Genomic DNA, 4,617 nt, shown 5'->3' on the forward strand with positions numbered 1-4,617 from the left:
AGAACAGCGTCGAGCCGAGTGCGGCGGCGGCCGGCACGTCGGCAAAACGGTTGGTGGTGTCGGCCTTGAGCGCCGGCAGCGACGACAGCGCCAGCGAAGCGATAGTCTTCTTTTCTGCGTCGGAAAAATCAGGCTTGCCGCAGCCCACGAGGACGACGGCGACCATCAGCGCCAGAAAGCGGAAAAGGCGCTTCATCGATCGCTCACAGCACCACGTTGAACAGTACGGTATCGGAGCCGGCGCCGGATGAGATGGCGAAACGAAGTTGCCACCAGCCGCTCATGGTGAATTTCAGCCCCTCGATGCGGTAACGGCCTTCGCCCAGGTAATCGGTGACCTGCGGGCTGGTCGGCAGGCCGTGATTGTGTTGCGGCATGCCGCCGGAGATGGCGATCGCGGCGCGCTCCACCGAAGCCCCTGTCTTTGTCTTCAGGGTCAGCAGCCAGGATTCCAGTTCGCCCTGCCGCACCACGCCCCGTTCCGGCACGAAACTCGCCACGTACAGCCCGTTGTCGGTTTTCTTCGTCCGCGCGACATCCGGGCCGGCTGGCAGCGACGAACGCGGCGCCGCCAGGAAGACGACCGCGAGAATGCCGACCAGCAAGGCAGCCAGACCAAGACCCGCCAGAAGATAACGCCATATCGATGCCAAACCGGTTCCTCTTCTGCAGACAACGCTCTGCCGAACGGATCGCATCCCGCCAGCCTGTGGGAAAACGCTGTGGCGGAAAAAACCCTGCTTGCCAAGCATGGCGCTGCCGATGGCAAAAAGCTACAGCACCGGGAAGCACTGGAGGATTGTAGATGGCGGGAACCGGCGTCGCCTCGATCGGCGAATGCATGCTCGAACTGTCGGGCCAGACCGGACCGAACTGGCGCATGGGCTTTGCCGGCGACACGTTCAACACGCTGTGGGCGCTGCACGCGCTGAGCACTGAGCGGCCGGCAACCTATGTCTCGGCCTTCGGCGACGATCCGTTCTCGCAAGCCCAGATCGATTTCTTAGGCCAGAACGGCATCGGCATCGGCTCCAGCCCGATCATAGCGGGCGCACGGCCTGGCCTCTATGCCATCACGCTGACCGGGGCCGAGCGTTCCTTCACCTACTGGCGCGGCGACGCCGCCGCGCGGCAGCTCGCCTCAGACCCGGTTGCATTGTCGAAAAACCTGGTAAATCAGGCGCTTGTCTATTTTTCCGGAATCACTTTGGCAATTCTGGATGAGGCCGCGCGCGCCGTATTGCTGGCGGCCGTCGCCAAGGCGCGCTCGGCCGGTTCACTTGTCGCCTTCGATCCCAACTACCGGCCGCGGCTTTGGCGCAATCGCGAGGATGCACAGGCAGCGATCGTCGAAGCCCTTGCCGCCACCGACATCGCATTGCCGACTTTCCCCGACGAGCAGATGCTGTTTGGCGATGCAACACCGCAAGCGACCGCAAAGCGACTCAGGCAACTGGTTAGCGAGGTCGTCGTCAAGAACGGCGAGCAGCCCGCCCTGATTGCCCAAGGAGAAACACTACGCGAAGTCCCGGCGATCCATGTCGCCGCCCCCGCCGATACGACCGGCGCCGGCGATTCGTTCAACGGCGGCTATCTTGCGGCTCGTCTTGCCGGCCACGACCCGCAGGAAGCCGCGCGCCGTGCGCATCGTGTCGCCGCCGCCGTGGTGCAAGTGCGCGGCGCGCTGGCGCCGTTCGAGACGCTGCGGGCGGCTTTCGAAGGCTAAGGTCGGAAAAACTAGGGCAGGCGGAACCTGTATTCCGTGACGTGGTGGTAGATCGCGCCCGGCCACAGCGTTGCTTGCGGGAAATAAGGCCGGTTCGGCGCGTCCGGCCAAATCTGCGGCTCCAGGCAGAAGCCGCAAAAGGCCTTGTAGTTCCGCCCTTCCAGCCCGGTGCGCGGCGTCACATACTGGCCGGTATAGAGCTGGACGCCGGGCTCGGTGGTCCAGACCTCCATCTCGACACCGGAACTGGCGCCTTGCGTCCATGCCGCCTGCTTGAGCGGCCCGCGTGCCGAAGCAAGGCAGAAATTCTGGTCGTAGGGCAGTTGATCACCCTCGGTTTCCATGCGCAGCGGCCGCGCCTGGCGGAAATCGAATGGCGTGCCGTCAACCGGCTTGACCACGCCTGTGGGGATCATGTCGCCATCGACCGGCAGGTAGGCGCCGGCATTCAGCATCATCCTGTGGTCGAGAATGTCGCCTGCGCCGCCATCATCCAGGTTGAAATAGGAATGCTGGGTGAGATTGCACAGCGTCGGCTCCTCGCAGGTGGCGGTCAGCTCGACGCTGAGCGTGCCGGGGATCTTCAGCCGGTAGGTGCAGGTGACGTCGAGCGCGCCGGGAAAACCCATCGTGCCGTCGGGATCGTGCAGCGTCAGCGTGACGAAATCCCTGCCATGCAAGGAAACCGTCCACGCCCGGTGGGAGTAACCTTGCGAGCCGCCATGCAGCGTATGCTTGTCGAGGAAGTTTTGCTCGGTCTGGTAGCGGCTGCCGCCAATGGTGAAGCGGCCGTCGCGGATGCGGTTGGCATAGCGGCCGACGACCGCACCGAAGAAGGCCGTATCCGTCTCGTAGCCTTCCAGACTGTCATAGCCGAGCACCAGCGGAGCATCGTGCCCGGTCAGGCGCAAATCCTGGATGATCGCGCCCAGACCGATGATGTTGGCTGTGATGCCGCCGCCCCTGATCGTGAAGCGACGCACCTGCTCGCCAGCCTGCGTCGTGCCGAAAACCTCGCCGTCCTTCATCGCCATGCCCGTAAATGCCAGTTGATCCAGAAGACTTCGGCTGGTTTTTCCATGAGAGATGGGCAGGCCATCGGCCTCCCCATCCCAGGGATAGCCTATCAGAGGCCGAGGCCGCCGATGCAGACATATTTGGTGTCGAGATAATCCTCGATGCCCTGATGCCCGCCTTCCTTGCCGAGGCCGGATTCCTTGACGCCGCCGAACGGCGCCTCCGGCGTGGTGATGAGGCCTTCATTGACCCCGACCATGCCGTATTTCAGCCCTTCCATCACTCGGAAGGCGCGGCCGAGGTCACCGGTGTAGAAGTAGCAGGCAAGGCCGAATTCGGTGTCGTTGGCGAGGGCGACGGCTTCCTCTTCGGTCTCGAACTTGAACACCGGTGCGACCGGGCCAAAGATCTCTTCCTTCATGAAGCGCATCTTGGGTGTCGCGTTGGCGATGACCGTCGGCTGGAAGAACGAACCGCCGAGCGCATGGCGCTTGCCGCCGGCAACGATCTTGCCGCCCTTTGATGTGGCGTCGGCGATCAGTTCCTCGACCTTCTCGACCGCCTTCTCGTCGATCAGCGGCCCCTGCTGCACGCCGTCCTCGAGGCCGGAGCCGACCTTCAGCGCGTTGCTGGCGGCAGCGAGCTTCTCGACGAACTTGTCATAGACACCTGCCTGGACAAGGAAGCGGTTGGTGCAAACGCAGGTCTGGCCGGAATTGCGGTACTTGGCGGTGATGGCGCCGGCGACGGCACGCTCGAGGTCGGCGTCGTCGAAAACGATGAACGGCGCGTTGCCGCCGAGTTCCATCGACACCTTCTTGACGGTGACCGACGACTTCTGGATGAGAAGCTTGCCGACCTCGGTCGAGCCGGTGAAAGTGATCTTCGACACCAGCGGATTGGCGCAGATCTCGTCGCCGATCTCGCTGGCCGAACCGGTCAGGATGTTGACGACGCCCTTGGGGAAACCGACTTCCTCTGCGAGCGCGCCCCAGGCGAGACCCGAATACGGCGTCTGCGACGCAGGCTTGACCACGGCGGTGCAGCCGGCGGCGAGCGCCGGGCCGAGCTTGCGGGCCAGCATCGAGGACGGAAAATTCCACGGCGTGATGGCGGCGATGACGCCAACCGGCTCCTTGGTCACCAGGATGCGGCGGTCCGCCCATGGCGACGGCACGACGTCGCCATAGGTGCGGCGACCTTCCTCGGCGAACCACAATATGTAGGACGCGGCCGAGCCGATCTCCCCCTTCGATTCGAACAGCGACTTGCCCTGCTCGATGGTCAGCAGTTCGGCCAGTACGTCCTGATTGTCCATCATCGCGTCGTGCAGCTTGCGCAGCAGCTTCGAGCGCTCGAGCGCGGTCGTCTTGCGCCAGGTCTTGAAAGCTTCCGCGGCGGCTTCGATGGCGCGGCGGGTCTCGGCCTTGCCCGACTTCGGCACGGTGCCGATCTTGAGACCGGTGGCAGGGTTGTTGACGTCGACCGTCTGGCCGCTGTCGGCCTGCACCCATTCGCCATTGATGAGATTGGCCTGCCGCATGAAATGGCTGGTTTTCTGAAGCATGCTATCCTCCGTTCGGCGCCCTGACGGGCGGGTCTGTGAAATCTTCGGTGCGCGTGCGCCATGGACTGAGGCCGGCACGCCGGAGCCACTGCTCTTTACCGAGGGCAAGGCACGCAAGCAATCGCAAGATGGCATATAGGGCTTGGGCCAGAGCGAGACGAGAGCAGGCTGACGTGCTTACACCGATGCCTTACCCGAAAACGTACAAGACAACAGTCAGCCAGAACGCGGTGGTGACGGCGGCGCAGGCCGTGGCGAGGGTCATCTGGTTCGACGCTAACGCCTGGCCGGTGTTGAACTGCACCGC

4 protein-coding genes and 2 pseudogenes are annotated in these 4,617 nt (G+C 63.9%); 1 reads left to right on the plus strand and 5 read right to left on the minus strand.

All coding sequences use genetic code 11. The features are described 5' to 3' along the window. A pseudogene (locus EN925_RS24250) lies at window positions 1-196 on the minus strand (methylamine utilization protein); the annotation flags it as partial. Window positions 197-203: 7 nt separating this feature from the next. Beyond that, window positions 204-653 carry a FixH family protein gene (locus tag EN925_RS24255; protein WP_127385467.1) on the minus strand — a complete coding sequence of 150 codons (450 nt, stop codon included), beginning with the start codon at window positions 651-653 and terminating at the stop codon, window positions 204-206. Between the two features lie 152 nt (window positions 654-805). On the opposite strand from EN925_RS24255, the gene EN925_RS24260 reads away from it, so the two are divergent. Then, on the plus strand, window positions 806-1,726 hold the full coding sequence (locus EN925_RS24260; RefSeq protein WP_127370041.1) for a sugar kinase: 921 nt from the start codon (window positions 806-808) through the stop codon (window positions 1,724-1,726). Between the two features lie 11 nt (window positions 1,727-1,737). Here EN925_RS24260 and EN925_RS24265 read toward each other — a convergent pair whose 3' ends face one another. The 3 genes and pseudogenes from EN925_RS24265 to EN925_RS40890 all read right to left on the minus strand — a co-directional run. Then, entirely contained in the window at window positions 1,738-2,760 is a 1,023-nt protein-coding gene (locus tag EN925_RS24265; protein ID WP_027160469.1) for an aldose epimerase family protein, read from the minus strand. Between the two features lie 92 nt (window positions 2,761-2,852). After that, window positions 2,853-4,310 (minus strand): NAD-dependent succinate-semialdehyde dehydrogenase, encoded by a 1,458-nt coding sequence (locus EN925_RS24270; protein WP_013531228.1) that lies wholly within the window; start codon window positions 4,308-4,310, stop codon window positions 2,853-2,855. Window positions 4,311-4,500: 190 nt separating this feature from the next. Continuing rightward, window positions 4,501-4,617, minus strand: a pseudogene (locus EN925_RS40890) (AEC family transporter); the annotation flags it as partial.

It is taken from the genome of Mesorhizobium sp. M7A.F.Ca.US.006.04.2.1 (assembly GCF_004022915.1).
Lineage (GTDB): Bacteria > Pseudomonadota > Alphaproteobacteria > Rhizobiales > Rhizobiaceae > Mesorhizobium > Mesorhizobium ciceri.

Bases quoted from the DNA above. Each gene is read 5' to 3' on its own strand.
- EN925_RS24265 (WP_027160469.1), bottom strand. From the start codon at position 2,760: ATGGCGATGAAGGACGGCGAGGTTTTCGGCACGACGCAGGCTGGCGAG.
- EN925_RS24260 (WP_127370041.1), top strand. From the start codon at position 806: ATGGCGGGAACCGGCGTCGCCTCGATCGGCGAATGCATGCTCGAACTG.
- EN925_RS24270 (WP_013531228.1), bottom strand. From the start codon at position 4,310: ATGCTTCAGAAAACCAGCCATTTCATGCGGCAGGCCAATCTCATCAAT.